The following is a 21,587-nucleotide window of genomic DNA, read 5'->3' as shown; positions in this document are numbered from 1 at the left end:
AAAAAGAAGCCGAAGCGAACACCAGGCAGTAGCTGCTTTCCATTGACTTACTAAAAAATAAATCAACGCTCATGAAAACAAGAACAGTAGGTAAAAGCCGCCTGGAAGTATCAGCTCTGGGTTTGGGTTGTATGGGCATTAGCTTTGGGTATGGAGACGCAATGGCTAAAGAAGACGCCGTTACCTTGATTCGGGCTGCTTTCGAACGGGGTGTTACGTTCTTTGATTCAGCGGAGGCTTACGGGCCGTTCACCAACGAAGAACTACTAGGCGAAGCCGTGGCACCATTCCGCAGGGACGTAGTGATTGCCACAAAATTTGGGTTCAAAGAAGGTAAACCCGCTTTGGGCGTGGATAGCCGTCCCGAGAACATACGCGCCGTTGCCGAAGCGTCGCTGAAACGACTCAAAACCGACGTAATCGACCTGTTCTACCAACACCGCGTCGACCCGAACGTACCGATTGAGGACGTAGCCGGTACGGTCCGCGATCTGATTCAGGAAGGCAAAGTAAAGCACTTTGGCTTATCGGAAGCCGGAGTTGAGACCATTCGGCGGGCGCATGCCGTGCAGCCGGTTACGGCCCTGCAAAGCGAATACTCGCTGTGGTGGCGCGAGCCTGAAGAGCAGATTTTACCCGTCCTGGACGAACTGGGTATTGGCTTTGTGCCGTTTAGTCCGCTGGGAAAAGGATTTCTGACCGGCAAAATCGACGCGAACACGACCTTTGACAAAACTGATTTTCGAAATACGGTTCCCCGTTTCTCGGGGGAAAACCGACAAGCCAACCAGGCGTTAGTGGATTTACTGGGCAGGATGGCAGGTGAACGCAATGCTACGTCCGCCCAAATCGCTCTGGCGTGGCTGTTAGCCCAAAAGCCCTGGATTGTTCCGATTCCGGGTACAACCAAATTGCACCGCCTGGACGAAAATCTTGGTGCAACTGAGATAACGCTGAGCGGGGATGACCTCACGGCGATTACAGAAGCCGTTTCGGCAATTGATGTGCTGGGAGCGCGCTACTCTGAACAGGCGCAAAAAATGATTGATCGCTAGGTTGGCAGCGTTCACCCCTGTTAGCCTGATGAGCCATAAGTTGTAATTCAACTACCTGACGAATTACTTCATAAACCCGGTTGACCCTCCGTTCGTGAAGGTCAACCGGGTTTTAGTTTTCTTGCGTTTATGCAGTAAGGGGCGGAGCGATACGTTCAGTCGTGGGCTGGTACCTGGCCAGAAAACGGGCCTTGTGGCGCTTGATGAGTATACCGCCGATGAGAACGGTGCCGAGCGTGGCCAATAACACCACCGGCCAGAAATACCTCATCGGAAAAAAACGAACCAGCGTTTCGGCCCAAAAAGCGGCATACAATCCAACGACCGACCAATTCATAAACGCATAGTGCATATGCAGCCATTTGCCGTTGCCTGGCCGCTTGGCTAAAACGGGAACCATACCGGCCAGAATGCTGACACTACTCCAGACAGCCGCTCCGTGAAAAGGTCCAAACTTGCCGTATAGATCGTAGATCAGAAAGGCCGTTGCATTAACGGTTACCATAGCCGCTACGTAGATATAGCCGATTCGCTTGTGCTGTAGCGAGCCTTTAGGTGTGTAGAAGGTCAGGGTGCCAACTAGTAAGGCAATTAAGGCTGCACTTACATGAATAAAACCGGTAGGCGAGTGTAGGAACGTAACGAACATAGCGGAAATGAATGTATGGCCTAAAACTAGTGGATTTGCCTTTGTTTGACCTGCGAAGTCCGACCAATTGGCTAATTTGCGGAGTAAACCACTACGTATAGATGACCAATTCCGAAATCGTTGACCTGCTCGAACTGACCGGCCGGTTACTGGAACTCCACGACCGGGATGCCTTCCGCACCCGAAGTTTCCAGACAGCCGCTTTCAACCTGGATAAATCGACCGCCGACCTGGCCAATCTGCCCGTGGAGGAGTTGGTCAAGCTACAGGGCGTCGGCAAATCCGTTGCCCAGAAAATCCGCGAAATTGCCGAAACAGGTCACCTCTCCGAGCTTGATGAGTTGCTGGCGCAGACTCCGCAGGGCGTCATGGATATGTTTCGGATCAAAGGGTTGGGTGTGAAAAAAATTCGCACCATCTGGCACGAGGCTGGTATCGATAACCTGCGGGATTTGCAGATGGCCTGTGAATCGGGTCAGATTGCCAAGATTAAAGGGTTTGGTGCGAACACGCAGGAGAAAATACTGGCCGCGCTGGAGTTCCTGCAGGAGCAGCAGGGCAAAGTGCGTATGGATAAGGCGGCTATGATCGCCAACCTGTTACACGACGAGTTGACCCCTCATTTCGACCGCGTGGAGATCAGCGGACAGGTTCGGCGAAAAGCGCAGGAAGTCGATACGGTGCAACTCCTGATTCAGACCAGTGACCCCTTGTCGGCTATGCTGACCCTGAACGGTATGCCGAACCTGGAACAGAACGAGGTCGCATCGTCGCCGTTCGCCTGGCGGGGACAGTTGAACGGCTTCGATGTCGGGGTTGAACTGCTGCTGTTTCCGGCTCAGGAACTGGACCGTCAGCTGTTCATTCAGACGGCTGATGAGCCGCACCTGCAGCAGGCGGGTGCTTCGGGTGTTACGTTGCTGCAGGCTGCATACACAAGCCCCGACGTTGCCGAAGAAGCGATCTACCAACGGGCTGGCTTGCCGTACATTGTGCCCGAAATGCGCGAGGATGATTTCGCTTTTCGGTGGGCCAGTCGTCACCGGAACGACGAGCTGGTTACCTGGGACGACCTGCGGGGAACGCTCCATAACCATAGCACCTGGTCGGATGGCAAGCAGTCGGTGGCCGACATGGCGGCTTACTGCCGGACGCTGGGACTGACGTATTTTGGGATCGCCGATCATTCGAAAACGGCCACCTATGCCAACGGTCTGGACGTTGACCGGGTGCAACAGCAGCAGGTCGAGATCGATGCGCTCAACGCGACTTTCGGGCCAGAATTCCGCATCTTCAAAGGCATTGAATCGGATATTCTAAGCGATGGTTCGCTGGACTACGACGAGGCCATACTCGCCACGTTCGACTACGTAGTGGCTTCGGTTCACCAGACGCTGACGATGTCGCTGGAAAAAGCGACAACCCGCTTACTCCGCGCTATTGAAAACCCCTATACGACCATCCTGGGGCATCCGACCGGCCGCCTGCTGTTAGCCCGCGAAGGCTACCCGATTGACCACCGGGCCGTTATCGACGCCTGCGCTGAACATCAGGTCGTTATCGAAATTAACGCCAGCCCCTACCGGCTCGACATCGACTGGCGCTGGATCGACTATGCGATGGAACAGGGGGTTATGCTAAGTATTAACCCGGACGCCCATGACTTGGCGGGCTTACTGGATATGCACTACGGAGTGGCCATCGGCCGCAAAGGGGGCTTGACAAAGAGCATGACCTTTAACGCACTTTCGCTGACGGAGATGGACGCGTATCTGCAACAGCGTCGGCAGAACAAGCGTATGCAGCGCTGATTCCTGCCTCCGGTCGGGCCGCGAATGATACGTAGTGCCAGATTAAGAGCGTATTATAATTTAGTAAACTGTCAGTAAATTAACGTTGGTCTGCCTTTATACTCCAGGCAGACCAACGCGACCCGGTACCCCACTTTCTATTGCCTTTGTGATTCCTAAACCTTTGTATGCGATTCCTCTTTTTACTGGCTCTGTTGCCGTGCTTTCTCGGTAAAGTAAACGCACAATCGAAAGACGGTCCGGACAAATCACGCACCGTGTTTTCGACCTCCGGCTACGTACGTGATGCAAAAACGGGTAAACCAATTCAGGGCGTCAATATCGTTGTTCTGAACGTCTCCAAAGGCTACGTAACGGCAAAAGATGGCTTTTACATTGTGACCTTAGCGCCGGGTAACTATATACTCCGGTTTACGCACGTCGGCTACCGGCCGGTTCAGGATACAATATCCTTGCAAAAATTGCTGTTTCGGGAAATTCGGATGGAAGACGATTCCAAAGACCTGGAGGAGGTGGTTGTCACCAGCGAAGCCCCCGACCGGAACGTGCGCAAAGTCGAAATGGGCGTATCACAACTCTCGATCCGCAGCATCCGGCGAATCCCGCCGTTGATGGGAGAAGTCGACGTTGTCCGGAGTTTGTTGCTGCTGCCGGGCGTGACCACCGTTGGCGAAGGCGCACCGGGCTTCAACGTACGAGGGGGGAGTACCGATCAGAACCTGATCTTATTCGACGACGCGCCCGTGTTTAATTCCAGCCACCTGATGGGCTTTTTCTCGGTTTTCAATCCCGACGTGGTCCGCGACGTAACCTTAAACCGGGGTGGGGTAGCAGCGGCATACGGCGGGCGGGCTTCGTCGGTGCTGGACGTAAAAATCAAAGAGCCCGATGCCGAAAAGTGGGGTATCAATGGCGGCATCGGTATTATTTCGAGCCGACTCGGTGTCGAAGGGCCGATTATCCGAAATAAGCTTTCATTTCTGGCGGCTGCGCGCGCTTCGTTCAACGACTTTTTGTTCAAACTAACTCCGCCCGGTCTGCGGGATACCAAAGCCAATTTTTACGACCTGACCACTAAGCTGAAATACCAGCCCAGCGAGCAGCATACATTCACGTTTACAGGCTACATGAGCACCGATGTGTTCAAGTTAGCCTCTGATTCGCTGTCGGGCCAGGAAATCAACGCATCGTCTACCCGATTTGCGTACCAGACCCTGAACGGTGTTGCCCGCTGGAATTACTTCGTCAACCGGCAGGTGAACGTAGCAACTGCGCTGATCCTGAGTCGGTACCAGGCGGATCTGTCAGCTCCGGATTCGGCCAATGCTTTCCAGTTGAAATCGGGTGTGTGGCACCGGCAGATCAAGTCCGACGTAACGTACACGCCGAACGACAGGCACCAGTGGCAGGCCGGAATTAGCGCCATCGACTACGACATTCAGCCCAACTCACGGATTCCGGGGCCAGCCTCGAACGTCCTGCCGATTGATCTGGCCCGCGAACGGGCGTACGAACTAGCCGCCTACGTACAGGACGAGTGGAACGTAAATACAAACGTATCGGTGCTGGCCGGGCTTCGGTACTCGGCTTTACTCAACCGGGGACCCGCTAATGTGCGGAGGTACCAGGAAGGGGGACCCCAACAGGATGAAACCGTGGCCTCGATTCAGCCGTACGGATCGGGCAAGATTTACAATACAGCCGGTGGGATAGAGCCTCGTCTGGCCATTCGCTGGTCGGTCGGGGAGGGGAAAGCCATTAAGGCCGGATACAGCCGACTGCGTCAGTACATTCAGCAGGTGACCAACACCACGGCCGCTTTACCCACCTCGCGCTGGCACCTGAGCGATACGTACACCAAACCGCAAATTGCCGATCAGTGGTCCATCGGGTATTTCCGGAACACCCAGGATAATGCCTTAGAGATTTCGGGCGAAGTTTATTATAAATCGATCACCAACGCCATTGACTACCGCGACGGAGCAGAACTGCAACTGGCCGAAGCTGTAGAGACGCAGATCGTGCAGGGAAACGGTCAGGCGTATGGGCTGGAGGGATTGTTACGTAAGAACAAAGGGCGCTGGACCGGTTTTGTCAGCTATACCTACGCGCGTACGTTCCTGACCATGAATAGCCCCTATGCCGAAGAACGAGTGAATAACGGCCGTGCCTACCCCGCCAATTACGACAAACCCCACACCCTGAACGTATTGGCTACCTATCGGCCTCTGGCCTGGTTCAGCCTGTCCTTAAATTTCACCTACAGCACGGGTCGGCCGATCACGCAACCCTACGCCCGGGCCCTGATAAACGGCGTTTACGTACCGATTTATATCGATCGGAATCAGCAGCGTATTCCTGATTATCACCGGCTCGATTTCTCGATGTTGTTCGAGCAGAATCCAGCCAAGAAAAAGCGGAACCAGAGCAGCTGGGTCTTCTCCGTGTATAACGTGTACGCCCGCAAAAATGCGTATTCGGTTTTCTACCGACTGAACAACCGAGCCATGAACGATGCCTATAAGCTGTCGATCTTTGGTACCGTTTTCCCGTCGCTGACCTATAACTTCAAGTTTTAACTATGCGTCGGCTGCGATTGGTCTTTTATGCTTTGGCGAATCTGGTTCTGGTGCTGTCCTGTGTGACAGAGTACCAGCCCGATGCGCTTAGCATAGCCCCTTCGTTGATCGTAGAGGGCCAGATCACCGACCAGCCCGGTCCTTATACAGTCAAACTGACCCGCACGGCCAACTACTCCATCCGCAGCCTCAACCTGCTCGAAACGGGCGCCCTGGTCACCATCGAAGACAACCTGGGTAACCGCGAGATCCTGCGCGAGCTAGGCGCAGGTGGGATCTACACCAGTTCGGCAACGGGCATCCGGGGCATAGCGGGCCGCAGCTACAAGCTGACCATTCAAACCAAAGCCGGTGTACGCTACGAATCCGATACCGAAGTCTTAACGGCGGCTCCCCCTATCACGAAGCTATATACCGAGTATCATAACGAAGCCGTTCCAAACCGAGTGACGCGCAAACAAAGCTGGGACGTATTGCTGGACACGAAAGACCCCGAAACCACCGGCAATTATTACCGCTGGATTTGGACCCATTACAACTTTGCAGCGATCTGTCAGCAAACCGAACAGAGCGATGGGACCATCATCGGTAAGCCCTGCTGCACCCCCTGCTGGAATATCAATCGCTGCTACAACTGCATCAGTGTTAACTCGGATGTAAACATCAACGGGCAGGCCATCAGTCGGCAGCTGATTACAAAGGTTCCCTATACGTCATCGAATCCATATTACCTGGAAGTGCAGCAACAGGCTCTGAGCAAAGGAGCGTATGCTTTCTGGAAAAGTGTTCGCCAATTGGTCAATAACACGGGCGGTCTGTTCGATGCCGCCCCGTCGTCCGTACAGGGAAATATGCGGTGCGTGAGTAATCCGGAGGAACGGGTGTTCGGCTATTTTGGCGCGACAGGCATATCGGAACAGTATCTATACGTTGATCGGAGTGAGGGCGTAGGAACGCCCGACCTTGACCCTCCGGTAATCATTCCTCCGTTAACCCCTTGCTTCACCTGCGAAAACAGTCTGTATCGAACTTCGACTAAACCGCGCTGGTGGAACGATTAATCTATATGAAATCTGGTCAATCATTTTTCGGGAATATCAGTAAACGAGTGTCAGTCGTTTGGATCGTGTTAGCGGGTCTCATTGGCTGCGTAACGGAGTACCAGCCCGATACGCTCAGCCTGCCACCGGCCTTAGTGGTAGAAGGCCAGATCACCGACCAGCCCGGTCCCTATACGGTCAAACTGACCCGCACGGCCAACTACTCCATCCGCAGCCTCAACCTGCTCGAAACGGGTGCCCTGGTCACCATCGAAGACAACCTGGGTAACCGCGAGATCCTGCGTGAGCTAGGGGCGGGTGGGATCTACACCAGTTCGGCAACGGGTATTCGGGGCATAGCGGGGCGTAGCTACAAGCTGACCATTCAAACCAAAGCCGGTGTACGCTACGAATCTGATACCGAAGTCTTAACAGCGGCTCCCCCTATCACGAAGCTGTATACCGAGTACCGGAATGAAGTGGTTCCAAACCGGGTGACGCGCAAACAGAGCTGGGACGTATTGCTGGACACGAAAGACCCCGAAACCACCGGCAATTATTACCGCTGGGTCTGGACTCACTACGAATTCATTGATGTTTGCCAGGTTATTCAGGCGCGTGATGGTTCGGTAAGCGGCCGCAACTGCTGCTCCGAGTGCTGGGATATTACCCGCTGCTACAACTGCATCAGCGTCAATTCGGATGTAAACATCAACGGGCAGGCCATTAGCCGTCAGCTCATTACGCAGGTGCCCTATACGTCGACATCCCGGTATTATCTGGAAGTACAGCAGCAGGCGATCAGCAAAGGCGCGTATGCTTTCTGGAAGAGCGTCCGTCAGTTGGTTAACAACACGGGCGGTTTGTTCGATGCGGCTCCGACCCCGGTGCAGGGCAACATGCGGTGCGTCAGTAATCCCGATGAAGCGGTTTACGGGTATTTTGGCGCAACGGGCATATCGGAGCAGTCGGTCTACGTTGACCGGAGTGGCGGTCAGGGAACGCCCGACGTAACGATGCCTGTATCGGTCCCCCAGCCGTCGGCCTGTGTGCCTTGCGAGAACAGCCAGTACCGAACCCCGATCAAACCCCGATGGTGGGTCTATTAAACGGTTTGGCGGGCCGTACTAAATGAAATAATTTTGCAAAAAAGATGTATGGCAGCTTCCACTAAACTCCTGATCCTACGGTTTGCGTCCATCGGCGACATCGTGCTGACTACGCCTGTCGTTCGGTGTGTGAAGCAGCAGCTTGCCCAGACCGAGGTGCATTTCTGCACGGGGCAGGATTACCAGCCGCTGGTTGCTTACAACCCCTACATCGACAAGTGCCATTACCTGAACGGAAACCTGTATCAACTGATTCGCCAGCTGCGGGCCGAGCAGTTCGATTACGTTATTGATCTGCAAAACACCTGGCTGACGGGTCTGATTAAGGCTGCACTCGGCGTTCGATCATTCAGCGTAGAAACGCTTTCGCTCCGCCGGTGGCTTTATGTGCGCTGGAAAATCAACGCCATGCCTACCCAGCACGTTGTGGACCGGTACATGGCCACACTCCACGAACTCGGAATAAAGAACGACGAAAAAGGACTGGATTACTTTATCCCCTATAAAGATCAGGTGGAAACCGACTGGCTGCCGCCCACCCACCAGCATGATTTTGTCGCCTACGCCATTGGCGGCCAGCACCTGACCAAGCGATTGCCCGTCCGACGAATCATTGAGCTATGCCGCAAAATCAACCATCCCGTTGTGTTGCTGGGCGACAAAGCCGACCGGCCGCAGGGCGAAGCGGTGGTACAGGTCCTGGGCAGCCGATACGTGTACAACGCCTGTGGGCAGTTCAATATCAATCAGTCCGCATCGTTGATTCAGCGCGCGCGGGTGGTGTTCTGCCACGATACGGGCCTGATGCATATTGCCGCGGCATTTGGCAAGAAAGTGTACTCAATCTGGGGCAGTACGACGCCCCAGCTAGGCAATTATCCGTATAAAACGCCCTACGTTCGACTGGAAAAACAGGGACTAGCCTGCCGACCCTGTTCACCGAGCGGGTTCAACAACTGTCCCATGAAGCATTTTCGCTGCATGAACGACCTCTCGTTCGACTTTGAGATCAAGGAGTTGCGGAAAAAGAAAAACTTCGAGTAAAGGCCAGGTACTACGTAGACAACAGTCTGTCGACGCGTTCAGCTACCGTTTCAACGGTAATCCAGTGCAGGCACGCCAGATCACCCCGCCAGCAGGGCTTGCTGCCAAATACGGAACAGGGGCGGCAGGTAAGTTCGTCCGGCGAAATTTGTAGAATGGCCTCGTTCCCCTGTCCCCAGGGACCGAATCCCGCGTCGGGGTGGGTAGATCCCCATATCGATAAAACGGGTACGCCACTTAAGGCGGCCATGTGCATATTGCTTGAATCCATGCACAGCATCCCACTCAGCCGACGGATAAGCGCTAGTTCGGCCATAAGCGAAAGCTGACCAGCTACCAGAATCGCCTGGGGAAATCGCTGACGTAACGTCTCCAGCTGCGCAATTTCTGCCGCACCCCCACCAAACAGGAAAATCGTGAGCGGCCGACGCTGAACCAGCTGGTCGAGCAGCGGGGCGAATCGCTCAAAAGGCCACATCTTCTGCACGTGCTGCGCAAACGGGGCAATACCCAGCCAGGATGAATCGGGCTGGATCGAGTGACGTTCCAGAAACGCCCGCACCTCGTCCTCGGCCGATGAAAACGGGGGGAACTGAAAAGGACGAGCGGGCTTGATACTGAACCCGGCTTCTTCGAACGCACGGGCGTACCGCTCAACACTGTGCAGAAGCGGTTTTCGGATCTTATGATCTTTACGCGTCAGGGCTTTCTTCTCGGCCCGGCCTTTGTCAATCGTAACGGACGTAACGCCGATTAGCCGAAATAAGGTTTTTATGATGGCAGACCTCAGATTCTGGTGTGCGTCGACAACCACCGAAAACGGCCCGTGCTGACGAAGCTCGGTAAACAGCCGGACCAGACCCGGCAACCCCTTATGATACCCCTCGAAGTCGGCTCCGACGATATGAACATTGGGAAAAGGCTCAAAAAAAACGGCGAACTTTGCCCGTGTAACCACCGTAACCGGTACGTCGGGATAACGCTGGGTAAAGGCTTGCACGACCGGGGCCAGCAGGGCGACGTCGCCCATGGCCGAAAAGCGCAGTAAAAGAAGACGTTTGCTCAATGGATGGACGATCGTCTAGGCTTGCCCGTACAGAACCGGGTTGAGCGTTGGATCATTGTACATCTTCATCTGGCGGTAGACTTTCATATACCGGCTGCCATTGCGGATGTCTTCGAGCAGTTCGTCGAAGCAGCGGGCCAGATCCTGTTCCTGTTCCTGGAGAACAAGAAGTTTTTGCTGGGCATTCCGGCGATGGTCAGCGGATACCTCGGGCCGTTCGGTTTGTTCACGGAAGTGGTACAGCTTCAGTTGTAGAATCGACATACGGTCGAGGAGCCAGGCGGGTGTTTCCGAGTTCATGCGAGCCCCCGGTTTCGGCGTAATGCCCCGGAATAGTTCGTCAAAATACGAGTCGATGCGTTCGACGGTATCCGTGCGGTCCTGGTTGGACTGGTCGATTCGGCGCTTGATAGCAACCAGCTCACCCGGCTGGATGGTCGGGCTGCGGATAATGTCTTCCAGATGCCATTGTACCGTATCGATCCAGTTCTTTTGATACAGCAGAAAGGCGATGTCGTCGGGGGCATACGGATTTTTTATGGGCGTATCAACGTGGTCGGTGCGGTGGTAGTCGTGAATACTCTGGCGAAAGAGTTCGTTGGCGAAGAGGGCGTTCATAAGCAGTAGATCAACCGCAAAGATACGCGTTTTGGCCAAGTAGCGGTAATTCGGTCACGTTGAACCGGTTCACTACCCGACAGAGCCTATTTTGCAAAATAGGCCGGGTGTATGGTAACCAGAATGTTCTCTATTTTCGTACTTTGTGACGTAACGAATCTCTGGTATTCGTTAGTTTTACCGGGCAATTCCAAATTCAATCCCCCATGAAGCATTCCTTTACCGCAGCCCTTTTACTAAGCACCTGTGCCGCTGGGTTTTCTCAGCAAATCATAATCCCCGACGCGGAACCCTTAAACATGCGCACCGCGTCCAACAACGTAACGGTGTTCGTTGGGTTAAACACGGCCGAAACCAGCGGAGGGGGATCGAACACCTTTGTCGGATTTCAGGCGGGGCAGGGAACAACGTCGGGTATCCAGAACACCTTTGTCGGCTGTCGGGCGGGCCTGCCCAATACCGTCGGGAGTCGCAATACGTTCGTCGGCTACCAGATCGGCCAACTGAACATTGATGGGTCCGACAACGTCTTCATGGGCTATAATACCGGTGGACGTAACCGGCGCGGTGATCGAAACATCGGGATTGGGGTCGGAGCCGGGTTGTTTGGCGACGAGGGCAGCGACAATACGTTAATCGGATCGAACGCGGTTGGCGAAGGGCTTGCCCTGACCAACGCTACGGCCATCGGTGCCAATGCTAAGGTGCTGGCCAGCAATGCGCTGGTACTAGGCAATCGGGCCAATGTAGGCATCGGTACCTCGGCACCTCAACAAAAGCTCGAAGTCGTGAGTGAACAGGTGGACCAAAGCGGCCTGCGCCTGAGTCGGTTAACCAGCGCCAGCCCCGCCGTTCGGGCTACCGACCAGTTTCTGACTGTGAGTGAGCAGGGCGATGTAGTTCTGAGCCGGTACAAAGTAAAAGTGAATAACACTGCGGAATGGAGCGACCGCGTCTTTGAGCCGGGCTACTCACTACGGAGCCTGTCCGAGGTTGAGCGGTTTATCAAAGCCAATAAGCACTTGCCTGGCATTCCATCCGCCACCGAAATGGCTGAAACGGGCATTGACGCGACGCAGTTGAACGCGAAACTGCTGGAGAAAATCGAAGAGTTAACGCTGCACCTGATCAGCCTCACGAAAGCTGACCAGCAAAAGAACCAGCGGATCGATGAATTGGAAAAACAAATCCAGGAGCTCAATAAGCGCTTACCACGTACCAAATAAGGATACAGCACACCCTAATAGAAACGCCGACTAAACGATTAAGTTAGTCGGCGTTTCTATGTAGGTCTCACCGTCAACTGTAAAAAGCTTAATACGTAGAATCCGAATGAAGGAGTGAGTAACGATTATGCTTGAACCCCAGACCGTGACGAGATAAGCGGAAGCCAGGGAGCGTTTATCGCTTCTAAACACTAAACCTGCAGCAGAAGGACAAGCAGATCCTTATTTCTTCATATCGCTCTGGTACGGTTGACTCACCCGTCTCTGGGCAAAGAGCCAGTCAAGTATACCGGGTGTAGCGTTTAGGCTGGGGTCAAGATAGTGACCGACGTCTGCAAACTCGGTGTATCGTGGGTGACCACCTGCCTGCTGGATAGCCTGAATGACGTTTCGCGACCCGTCAATCGGTACATTGCGGTCCAGTTCTCCATGGAAGGCCCATATTGCTACATCTACCATATTTTGGGCTAACGAAGGGTCGCCAGCGCCACTTAAAGGGATGGCAGCGGCAAACACACCAGGGTGAGTTCCAATGAAAGACCAGGTTCCGTAGCCTCCCAACGAGTGTCCTGCTACGTAACGCCGTCCAGGATCAATGCTAAATTCCTCTTCCAACGCCTTTAGCAAGTCAAAAACGATCGTATCCCGGGCGACCAGGTGCGGCAATCCGCCCCAACTGCTGCCATGGTTACACTGAGGGGCCAGGATAAAGACAGGGTACTTTTTTCGATTTTCTGACTCGGTCAATCGCCGAATCTCCCAACTGGCTAACTGACGGATATTGTCTGTGCCATAACCTGCTCCCCCGTGCAGGCTGATCAGCAGCGGATAGCGTTGGGTAGCCACATAACCTGCTGGCTTAAGCAGTCGATACGAGAGGGTATCGCCACGCTGGTTGGTAAAAGTGCGCGCTTCGAAAAGCAAGGCCTGCTTGATAGCTTCCGGTTGCGGCCTACTGGCCCTAATCCCTTCCCCAAACAGACTCACGCCCAGAAACAGGAACGCGCCAACGCCGATGAATCGAACCATGTCAACCAAGTGTGTCTGCCAACTGGACAGGATTGGATCGGAGGGGTGTGACGAGCCGGTCGGTTGCTGCCAAAAATAGCCGATGAAAAACAAAGGCTGTAAACTAGCCATAAAGGAGAGCCCTAGTTGCCACCTTTCCAGAGTTGGCGTACTCTGACCACTCTGCGTCTGTATCGACCAGATCACCAAGGCTAAAGCACTGCTTGCCACCAGGAAGCCGGATACGCCAGCCGCTTTTAACCAGCCGTTTTTTCCGGCCCGTGAAAACGCCAGGCTACTGGCGGCTAAGATATTGGCACTTAAATCCAGCACTAAGATCACGGGGTAATAACCTTCAAACGCTTTAGTCAGAGGGACCAATAGGCAATAAAGTAGCGCTGTGCGCAACAGTGTAGTTAACAACGCAACCAAACCCGTTAGAAAGGCTGTCTGGAATCGTTGGCTACAGTAGAATCGAAGTAAACAGGCTGAAGTAAAGAGTGCAAGCAGATTAGCTGCCAAAAAGTAATTGGCAAATGAGGGCTGGGTCACCAAGTCAGGGCCTACGTTCAGGTAGAGCAGACTTTGAAAGAGCCCCATGGCCAAGGAAAGTCCCAGAAAGAAAATGGCAGTCTGGTTAAACGATTTTGTCATGCTAAGGGTAGGTCTACAAAAGTCCAGCGTGGGTAAATCATTCAGACGCACCGTCTCGTCTGGTGTGGTAAGAGCGGAGGTGCTTACCGGTCAAGTTAGCCATGTATCTGGTACATTAATCCATTCTATGTTGACCTACCCGTGAGATGTCATCTTACCAGCTATTAGATGCCTATAGATGGTTGAAAATGGTCTGCTATCGCAATGCCAAAGGAAGAGCAGTTACAGGCATTCCAAAAACCGAGCGTTTTTATAAGATAGGTACATGGGCAACATTTTTGTCTAGTATATCCAACTTATTCAGAGCTAAAATCTACCGCAGTCTATAAAACCGGACGGCACAGGCCGCCCTACGCCAAGCGGCAACTTTTACGTTTCGTTAACATTCTTTTACTAGCCCGCCAACACATCTCAGCACAAAGAACGGTAGGTTTACGGCCCACTGTAGTAGTTGAAATTTGTTGGTATTAAAAAAGAAAAGGATGAAATACGCACACATATATGCTCTGCTCTTGATGCTTATTTTTTGCACCTCCTGTGGGCAAAACCAAACAAACGTACCCAATGATACCATCAAGTCCGAAGTTAAAGATATAGGGCCTAATATAATGGTCCGTACTATAAAGAAAGGCAGAAATGGCACCATTTTGATGGCTGGTCCCAACAACGCATCATTTGGTGATGTATTTCGATACAACCCTTCCAGGGTCGGGGAAAAACCGTTTATTAATCTTACCCGTAAACTGGGTCAGTACAAATTCCAGGATGTCCTAGAAGATCGACGAGGTAATATTTGGTTCGCTTCTCTTGATTCAGGCGTTTTTTATGACAACGGGAAATCCATTCAGCATTTCACTACCATGGAAGGACTTGCCAGTAATCAGGTTAATTTTATTTATGAAGATAAAGCCGGCAGTATTTGGTTCGGTACTGGAAATGGTCTGAGCTGTTACGATGAGAAATCGTTTCGAAATTTTACCTCTCCAAACGCTCCGCTTTTTTATAAAGAAGGGCATTGGAATAACGAGATTAATACAATCCTTGAAGATAAAACCGGGAAACTGTGGGTTGGTACCAGGGGCGACGCCTTTGTTTATGACGGGAAAAAATTTACCACGTTAACTCATAAAGGCGAGCCCTTTCTTGGCGTTTGGAGCATAATCGAGGATAGAAAAGGCTTTATTTGGCTCAGCGGTTACAATGGCTTTAAAGGAGGCCGTCGACCCGGTGGCCTCTATCGCTACGACGGCAATACCTTTACGAAGGTATCGGAGCGAGGTGCTTATGCGATAATCCAGGATAAAAAAGGAAACATCTGGACTACTGGTCCGGTGAATCCTGCTAATTGGACGGTCCAGGCCCTTTCCCGTTATGATGCAAAGTCCCTGTATAGTGATGAGCCCACCGTAACCGAAATTAGGTCAGGAAAAGCTTTTCTGGGGCTCTTGGAAGCGAACGATGGCAGTATTTGGTTTGGCGATGCGACCGGTGTGTATCGGTATGATGGAAAGAACATCACGGACTTTTATAAGAAAGAGGGGCAGAAAAAATATAGCATCGATACGAAGCAAAGTATTGTCATCTGGAAGGGTTCCAGGCTACTTGGTGGATGGGAAGGTACTACGTTTCTTGGTGATGGTTCTAGTACAGGGGACGTCGAGCTAGTAAAAGGAGAATTGTTGATCGACAACCGTCATCTGGTAGGTGGTGCCGTTGAAGTCGACATGACGACCATTGAACGATTTGATGATCAACCTTCACTCAATAAGTTACCTGCCTTTTTTGATGTCAAAAAATTCCCTGTTTCAACCTTTGCCATTACGAAGGTTGAAACAGGGAATGATAGCAATACAAAAGTGCCAACTGATGGAAGTATAAGAATTACAACTGAGGGAAATATAAAAATCACCGGGAACCTGACTCTCGAAGGGGTCACGAGGGTTGTTACGTTTCCAGCTAAACTGCATTTTAAGGACGGAATGGACGGAACTGTCGAGTTGAACGGCACGCTGATCATTGATCGAACCAATTGGGGTATCGACTATGGATCAGAAAAGCACTTTTTTCAGTCAGGCGATGCAATTTTGGACGATATTAAACTCCTTGTGAAAATCGTAGCAAAAAAATAGTGTTTGAATCTGTTACACTTCAACTAGATCATGTCATTCCTTTACAAAAGCTTTTAAATTCTTAACAATTAAAACGATGAAATACATGTATGCTTTTTTCTTCATGTTTGTTTTTTGCACCGCCTGGAAGCAACAAAACAAGACGGACCAACCAACCGATATTCATAAGTCTGAAACTAAAGGCGTACTCACCTCCCGCGTATTAACAAGTATGGCCGCAGATCGCGCCAACTTTTCTGGGGAATGGAAACTCAATGAGTCGAAAAGTGAACTGGATAGACAGTTTCCTATTTGCATATTCGGAGAGAGGGATCATCTGGTTTCTAAAACTATGAAAATAGCCCGACAGGCAGATTTTCTAACTGTAGACGTAACAGGCATGTCTGCTGACGGAACCTTAGTTACAAGACAAGAGAAACTATTCTTCGCCGGGGAAGAAAGTGAAGCTATTATTGTCGGAAGTCCAAGAGAGAAGTCTACCGCAAGGTGGTCGGCTGATGGCCAGACGATGACGATTATTTCGGTCAGATCGTTCGCTACAATTGCTGAGGAACCAGATTTTGAAGTAACCGAAGTTTGGACGTTGATTAACGGTCGAAAATCTATTTCTGTCCAAGTCAATTCGCGCTCAGTCTCTCGCGAGAATACGATGACGCTCATATACGATAAGCAGTAACTTGTGAATTACTGCTTGTTCGGCGTAAACGAAAGCGATAACCGGATTTAGCTAGATATGACCAAAGGCAAGCCCGGCGTTTACACCGGGCTTGCCTGCTTTTATTCCTCAGGGTATCCTTAGTCGCGGACAGCCACTCGTTAACGAGTGGCTGTCCGCGACGCTTGGCGTATTAATACTCTCGAAACGCCCAATTACAGTATGTTCTCCTCTACGGCCTGATAGACTGTGCGGACCGTAGCCTGGAACCCCAGCCGACGAGCCAGTGAACAATCGCTAAGCAGGTACCAGGGATTCACCAGCGGCTCGGAGGAGGAGTCTAAGGGCTCACCAACCAGTTGGGCTAATTCGTAAATTGACGTGGGAGCTTCATCGGCAATATTGACGATGCGCTCGTCCATTACACCGGCCAAAGCCAACTGCATAGCCGTGGCAATGTCACGATGGTGAATGGTACTCATCCGCATAGCGGGGTGCCACTTGCCGGCAATCGCATACTTGGGTAGTGCGTCCAGATGCCCATCCCCGTCTCCGTAGACAAAAGGGAACCGAAGCACCACCCAATTCAAACCACTTTCCCTAAGTTCCTTCTCAGCCGCCACCTTGCTGGCTGGGTAGGCGTGTTGGGGATCTACCGGGTCATCTTCGCGACCGGGATGCGGATTATACGGGTTGTAGACGTTGGTCGTGCTCGCCAAAATGAACCGGGCCTTAGGCGCATGCGCTTTTACCGCCGTGATCAGGTTGCGTGTCCCTTCCAGATTGCTCCTCCAGATTAAGTTTGTGTCTGACGTGCGAAACACGGCTGCCAGATGAATAATGGCGGACACATCCTTCACGGCCTCGGTGAGTGATGTAAAATCGAAGAGGTCTCCTTCTACTGCCTGTACATCGGCCGGTATGGTTTTGCCGACGCGTACCAGCGCCCGGCAGTCCATACCCGCATCGGCAAGACGCCGATGCAGACGCTCTCCAACTAAACCCGTCACACCGGTTACCAGTATTTTACCTCTTTGTCTGTTCATAGCCTAGCTGATTTATGATGGGAACAAAGCTCGCCAGTGCGCCATGAACAGAGCCGGATGAAAGCCGATGAGTTCAGGACAAATCCCGAAAAAACTCGGCGACCGTCTTACCCGTTACTTTTTTAAACAAGCGGGAAAAGTAATCAGGGTCATTGAAGCCGAGTTCAAAAGCCAGTTCCTTGACCGAAGACCGCTCTCCGTAGTACATCCGGCGTCTGGCTTCCAGGATCAACCGATTCGTTACAAATTCTTTGGGAGAGAGCCCCGAGTACTGTTTAACCAACTGGTATAAACTATCCGTACTCAGGGCGAGTTGCTCGGCAATATCCTTAATGGCTGGGTGATCCGTCAGGTTATTTTCGACAAATACTTTAAAGCTGATATACTTGGTGAGCCGGTCATCGGCTGGCTTTGGCTCACTGGCAAAATAAGCGGCATTGATTTCCGTCAGGAGACTATTTAGGTGGGCTAGGATGAGTTCAGGAGCCGTATTCGAAGCTGTTAATAAACCTTGAAGTATGTCAAAGATCGCCTGCAGTCGTTTCGCGGCAAGCGGTGAAAAACTTATTTTTTGCTGGTTGAGGGGATTCAGCAAGAACGGATATTGCCTGGGTAATCGGGACAAACATTGATCATCAAAGCCCAATTTGTAATACTTATTTCCGTGTGGAGCGGAGGCCACCTGCTGAATCTGGTGCGGCAAGCAGAAAAGTAACTCGTGCTTTCCAACGTCGAATGTTTCCCCATCAACGCCATACTGAGTAGAGCCGTCCAGTACAAAAAACAAGAAGTAGTAGGGTAAGCGGTGGGTAAGACCATAGTTTTCTACGGCCTCTGGAGCCATATGGCCAAAATTTGGGGTAACGATCCGAATCGGAAGTTGGCTATTCTGGCTGAAATTTTCTGGAAACGAATTGGTACTGGGCATACCTAGTGACGACCGAACATGAGTGAATCAAAACCTACTTTTCTAACCCGGGAAAGGCAACAGGGGCCAGACATAGTCAGGTATAAAGTTTACCCTCAACAACATTGCATGCAAATAAAAGCCCTACTTAGTGACCGAAAATTAAGACATTACCTGCATCGTGAAACGCCCGTTTTGATAGATGTCGTCTGACGACGCAAAGGCCAAGCCAATTCTCCAGGAAGCGATCTGCTTCGGCCCGTGACGACGTATCGTGTATGATCAAATTATTATTTCACAAATCAACCGCTGCAGCGGACGGCCGCAACGACGTACCATGTCTCATTAAATACTTAACCAGAGATAGTTTAACTTATTCTACAATAGCCTTTTTTGTCATGCTGACGCAGGAAGCATCTTCTGTAATAGTATAAAATGCCTCATCCAAAGATGCTTCCTGCGTCAGCATGACAAAAAAGGCTATTGTACTTCCGCTGGTCTCCTAATCAGGAATTATCTGAGGTGATAACACTCACAATAACTGTTTATGCACGCTCTTCTGACTGCCAGATGAGATGGATCTTAAGGCCGGCTGTCGCCGTACGAAACGGCCAACACCCCCGTAGGCCAGGTTCATTGCTTGGTTGGCCATACCAAAAACGCTTCCCCCGCTGGGAATTCAGATCGGTCAGCCGGTAGCTCCATGAATGCATCAGCGGCCAGCAGGTTCGCAAAGTCGGCAGAACCAGAACCCGGCAACGGCTGCGCCACAAGACGACCATCGGGTGACGAACGAAGTTGTACGGGCAGAAAATACGTAACGGCAGGCTGGAACGTAACGGATGTCGCCAGTTGAGCGTATCGAACCGGAGGGGCAGGGGCGCCTAGCGATGCCCATACGTAAGGCAGGACGTAGCGATAAAAGCAGAGAACCGTGGAAACCGGATTACCCGGCAGGGCAAAGACGGTGTTTCGGGCGGACGTGCCAAACCAGAGCGGTTTGCCGGGGCGCTGCTCAATCTTATGAAAATGCTTCTGAACGCCTAGTCGCGCCAGTACGTCCGGCACAAAGTCGGCTTTACCCGCCGATACGCCACCGCTTAGAATCAGAACATCGTTTGAGGCCAGTAACGCTTGTAAACGTTCATGAAGTTGAGTTTCATCGTCGACAATGTGATGTAAAGTGGCGGTAATGCCGACGGATGCCAGGGCTGCCTGAAGCATATACGTATTGGAGCGTCGAATCTGGTAGGCGAGGGGCGTATCGCCGATGTCGACCAGTTCATCGCCCGTCGATACCAGCGCAACGCTGGGCAGGGCCGTAACCAACACCCGCGTTTGACCAACCGAAGCCGCAACGGCTAATTCCGGTGGCCCCAGTCGGGTGCCGACCGGCAGGAGTTCATCGCCTGCCCGCCGGTCCGTGGCCTGATGATGAATGTGCTGGCCTGCGTGTACGTCGTCCAGCAACACCACCGCCTGATCGGCCGTGGAGCGAATGTCCTCATACCGCACAATTGTATCGGCTCCGGTGGGCAACATCGCGCCCGTCATCGCTTCCAGGCAGGTACCGGGTTCGGTCAGTGCCTGCTGCGGTTGCCCGGCGCGTTGCGTACCCACAATCCGGAAACTACGTTGTCCGGCTGCATAATCCGCAAAGCGAATGGCGATGCCGTCCATTGCAACCCGATCGAAGGGAGGAAAATCACGGTCGGCCCGGACCGCTTCGCGTAACACCCGGCCGTTGGCTTCGGTCAGCGGAATGGATTCGGTGGGCAAATGGAGAAGATGCTGTTGAGTAAGGGCAAACGCTTCGGCGACAGATTGCATGGCAGCAGATAAAAAATAACGAACACTAAATAATGCCCGTGAAGTTACATCTTTGCCGTCAGGCACGTATATGTCTCTTCGTTAATACTGATTTTATGAGCTTTTCCCATCTGAATGCCGAAGGTAATCCCGCGATGGTCGATGTAGGCGGTAAAACCGTTACGCGCCGGACTGCCCGCGCCCAGTCTGTGGTGGCACTAGGCCCCGAGATTTCCCGCCACCTGACTGGCAACGATATCCAAACCAAAAAAGGACCGGTGTTTCAGACCGCTATCATTGCCGGTACGATGGCGGCCAAGCGCACCGACGAGTTGATCCCGCTTTGTCATTCGCTGGGGTTAGACAACTGCCAGATTACCATCAGACTGGACGGAACGGATGCTGTGATCGATTGTCTGGTGTCGACCGAAGGCAAAACAGGCGTCGAGATGGAGGCTCTGGTGGGCGCGTCGGTGGCTGCGTTAACCATTTACGACATGTGCAAAGCGTTCTCGCACGACATCGTTATCCGCGAAACGAAACTGATGGAGAAGACCGGGGGTAAACGCGATTTTCGCCGTGACTAAGCCCAATGGACTAATTCTGATCGGTGGGCGCAGTTCCCGGATGGGGCAGGATAAGGCTATGTTGCACTACCACGGCAAACCCCAGCGCGACTACCTCATTGATCTGCTAAGCCCGTACTGCGAACGGGTGTACTGGTCGGTGAATGCCGATCAGGCGCGTGAACTCGTTGGTGCCGAACAACCCTGTATTGTGGACGGGTTTGACGTAGCGAGTCCGCTCAACGGCATCCTGTCGGCCTTTCAGCAAGCACCCGAGCAGGCCTGGCTGGTTGTTGCCTGCGATATGCCCCTGTTGACCAGTCAATCGCTCGATGCACTGGTCGCTGGCCGCAATCCGGCAAAGCTGGCTACGGTATTTTACGACTCCGACGGGCGGGAACCCGAGCCTCTGCTTGGTGTTTACGAACCTCAATTCTGGCCTATAATGCAAGCGGCCGTCGCTCGGGGTGAATACTCACCGCGTCGACTTTTGCAACGTAATGACGTTCAGATGCTCAATGTGCCGGATAGGCGCGAACTGGCCAACGTAAATGACCCCCAAACGCGGGCGCGGCTAGGCTTGTGAAACATCCGAACGGAACAGGAGGTTGAGCCT

The 21,587-nt window shown here is 52.5% G+C and carries 18 protein-coding genes; 11 read left to right on the top strand and 7 right to left on the bottom strand.

Going from position 1 to position 21,587, the window contains the following annotated elements:
* Positions 1-71 precede the first annotated feature (71 nt).
* Positions 72-1,055, top strand: coding sequence for an aldo/keto reductase (locus ACYVIY_RS17055; protein ID WP_460977586.1), 984 nt, complete (start codon positions 72-74; stop codon positions 1,053-1,055).
* A 127-nt stretch (positions 1,056-1,182) separates the two neighbouring features.
* Here the strand turns inward: ACYVIY_RS17055 and ACYVIY_RS17050 are convergent, their stop codons facing one another.
* Positions 1,183-1,704, bottom strand: a complete 522-nt coding sequence (locus ACYVIY_RS17050) for a DUF2306 domain-containing protein (protein WP_460977585.1) — start codon at positions 1,702-1,704, stop codon at positions 1,183-1,185.
* A 101-nt stretch (positions 1,705-1,805) separates the two neighbouring features.
* On the opposite strand from ACYVIY_RS17050, the gene ACYVIY_RS17045 reads away from it, so the two are divergent.
* The 5 genes from ACYVIY_RS17045 to ACYVIY_RS17025 all read left to right on the top strand — a co-directional run bounded on the left by ACYVIY_RS17045 (position 1,806) and on the right by ACYVIY_RS17025 (position 9,287).
* On the top strand, positions 1,806-3,515 hold the full coding sequence (locus tag ACYVIY_RS17045; protein WP_460977584.1) for a helix-hairpin-helix domain-containing protein: 1,710 nt from the start codon (positions 1,806-1,808) through the stop codon (positions 3,513-3,515).
* A gap of 167 nt (positions 3,516-3,682) precedes the next feature.
* Complete coding sequence (locus tag ACYVIY_RS17040) at positions 3,683-6,094, top strand: TonB-dependent receptor (RefSeq protein WP_460977583.1); 2,412 nt, start codon at positions 3,683-3,685, stop codon at positions 6,092-6,094.
* A 2-nt stretch (positions 6,095-6,096) separates the two neighbouring features.
* Positions 6,097-7,155 carry a DUF4249 domain-containing protein gene (locus ACYVIY_RS17035; RefSeq protein ID WP_460977582.1) on the top strand — a complete coding sequence of 353 codons (1,059 nt, stop codon included), beginning with the start codon at positions 6,097-6,099 and terminating at the stop codon, positions 7,153-7,155.
* A 5-nt stretch (positions 7,156-7,160) separates the two neighbouring features.
* Complete coding sequence (locus ACYVIY_RS17030) at positions 7,161-8,243, top strand: DUF4249 domain-containing protein (protein WP_460977581.1); 1,083 nt, start codon at positions 7,161-7,163, stop codon at positions 8,241-8,243.
* A 48-nt stretch (positions 8,244-8,291) separates the two neighbouring features.
* Positions 8,292-9,287 carry a glycosyltransferase family 9 protein gene (locus ACYVIY_RS17025; protein WP_460977580.1) on the top strand — a complete coding sequence of 332 codons (996 nt, stop codon included), beginning with the start codon at positions 8,292-8,294 and terminating at the stop codon, positions 9,285-9,287.
* Positions 9,288-9,297: 10 nt separating this feature from the next.
* On the opposite strand, the gene ACYVIY_RS17020 is transcribed toward ACYVIY_RS17025, so the two are convergent.
* Entirely contained in the window at positions 9,298-10,353 is a 1,056-nt protein-coding gene (locus tag ACYVIY_RS17020; RefSeq protein WP_460977579.1) for a glycosyltransferase family 9 protein, read from the bottom strand.
* A 15-nt stretch (positions 10,354-10,368) separates the two neighbouring features.
* Entirely contained in the window at positions 10,369-10,971 is a 603-nt protein-coding gene (locus tag ACYVIY_RS17015; RefSeq protein WP_460977578.1) for a DUF4254 domain-containing protein, read from the bottom strand.
* Positions 10,972-11,177: 206 nt separating this feature from the next.
* On the opposite strand from ACYVIY_RS17015, the gene ACYVIY_RS17010 reads away from it, so the two are divergent.
* Entirely contained in the window at positions 11,178-12,197 is a 1,020-nt protein-coding gene (locus ACYVIY_RS17010) for a prefoldin domain-containing protein (RefSeq protein WP_460977577.1), read from the top strand.
* A gap of 222 nt (positions 12,198-12,419) precedes the next feature.
* Here the strand turns inward: ACYVIY_RS17010 and ACYVIY_RS17005 are convergent, their stop codons facing one another.
* A complete protein-coding gene (locus tag ACYVIY_RS17005) occupies positions 12,420-13,859 on the bottom strand; it encodes a carboxylesterase family protein (RefSeq protein WP_460977576.1) in 1,440 nt (479 codons plus the stop codon).
* 482 nt (positions 13,860-14,341) lie between these two features.
* Between ACYVIY_RS17005 and ACYVIY_RS17000 the strand changes: the two genes are divergently transcribed.
* Both ACYVIY_RS17000 and ACYVIY_RS16995 read left to right on the top strand, forming a co-directional pair.
* Positions 14,342-15,988, top strand: coding sequence for a two-component regulator propeller domain-containing protein (locus tag ACYVIY_RS17000; RefSeq protein ID WP_460977575.1), 1,647 nt, complete (start codon positions 14,342-14,344; stop codon positions 15,986-15,988).
* 76 nt (positions 15,989-16,064) lie between these two features.
* Positions 16,065-16,664: a hypothetical protein gene (locus ACYVIY_RS16995; protein ID WP_460977574.1), complete on the top strand. Its 600-nt coding sequence runs from the start codon at positions 16,065-16,067 to the stop codon at positions 16,662-16,664.
* 194 nt (positions 16,665-16,858) lie between these two features.
* Here the strand turns inward: ACYVIY_RS16995 and ACYVIY_RS16990 are convergent, their stop codons facing one another.
* The 3 genes from ACYVIY_RS16990 to ACYVIY_RS16980 form a co-directional block, all read right to left on the bottom strand.
* Positions 16,859-17,689, bottom strand: a complete 831-nt coding sequence (locus ACYVIY_RS16990; RefSeq protein WP_460977573.1) for an NAD-dependent epimerase/dehydratase family protein — start codon at positions 17,687-17,689, stop codon at positions 16,859-16,861.
* Positions 17,690-17,762: 73 nt separating this feature from the next.
* The gene (locus ACYVIY_RS16985; RefSeq protein WP_460977572.1) at positions 17,763-18,617 is read right to left on the bottom strand and encodes an AraC family transcriptional regulator; all 855 of its coding nucleotides are present in this window, start codon (positions 18,615-18,617) and stop codon (positions 17,763-17,765) included.
* A gap of 612 nt (positions 18,618-19,229) precedes the next feature.
* Positions 19,230-20,426: a molybdopterin molybdotransferase MoeA gene (locus ACYVIY_RS16980; protein ID WP_460977571.1), complete on the bottom strand. Its 1,197-nt coding sequence runs from the start codon at positions 20,424-20,426 to the stop codon at positions 19,230-19,232.
* Between the two features lie 95 nt (positions 20,427-20,521).
* Between ACYVIY_RS16980 and moaC the strand changes: the two genes are divergently transcribed.
* Both moaC and mobA read left to right on the top strand, forming a co-directional pair.
* Positions 20,522-20,992 (top strand): cyclic pyranopterin monophosphate synthase MoaC, encoded by a 471-nt coding sequence (gene moaC, locus ACYVIY_RS16975; RefSeq protein WP_460977570.1) that lies wholly within the window; start codon positions 20,522-20,524, stop codon positions 20,990-20,992.
* The gene (gene mobA, locus ACYVIY_RS16970) at positions 20,985-21,557 is read left to right on the top strand and encodes a molybdenum cofactor guanylyltransferase (protein ID WP_460977569.1); all 573 of its coding nucleotides are present in this window, start codon (positions 20,985-20,987) and stop codon (positions 21,555-21,557) included. Before moaC ends, mobA begins: the two co-directional genes overlap by 8 nt.
* Positions 21,558-21,587 lie beyond the last annotated feature (30 nt).

This window comes from Spirosoma knui, assembly GCF_054780635.1.
This window is presented reverse-complemented; position numbering and strand designations above follow the sequence as displayed.